This is a genomic window from Planktothrix sp. PCC 11201 (assembly GCF_900009135.1).
GTDB lineage: Bacteria > Cyanobacteriota > Cyanobacteriia > Cyanobacteriales > Microcoleaceae > Planktothrix.
The window spans coordinates 1-337 of record NZ_LT797714.1 but is presented as its reverse complement, the minus strand read 5'-3'; the positions used below and the strand labels follow the sequence as shown (position 1 = coordinate 337).

Annotated in this window: 1 protein-coding gene; it reads left to right on the top strand. The window is 34.7% G+C overall.

Annotation, left to right across the window (positions count from 1 at the left end; translation table 11 throughout):
• Positions 1 to 15: 15 nt before the first annotated feature.
• Positions 16 to 337: PD-(D/E)XK nuclease family transposase (locus PL11201_RS25350; RefSeq protein ID WP_200816877.1), on the top strand; the 322-nt coding region annotated here is incomplete at its 3' end.

The following is a 337-nucleotide window of genomic DNA, read 5'->3' as shown; positions in this document are numbered from 1 at the left end:
GTGACGGATTTTATTATGTTTAATGAACACAATAAAGTCATTTCACAATTTACGCTGAAGGAAGATGAGTTACTGCTGAATTATCAACATAGTCCGTTAAAATTAGTATTTGTGGAGTTACCTAAATTCACTAAAACTCTGGAAGAATTAACAACTATTACGGATAAATGGCTTTATTTTTTACGCAAAGCACCAGATTTAGAAGTAGTGCCAGAATCTATGTTAATTATACCAGAAATTGAGAAGGCTTTTGCGATCGCCGATCGGGTAAACTTAAGTTTAGAGGAAATAGATGATTTGGAGAAGCGGGAACAGTTTGAACGGGAAAGAATAGGTG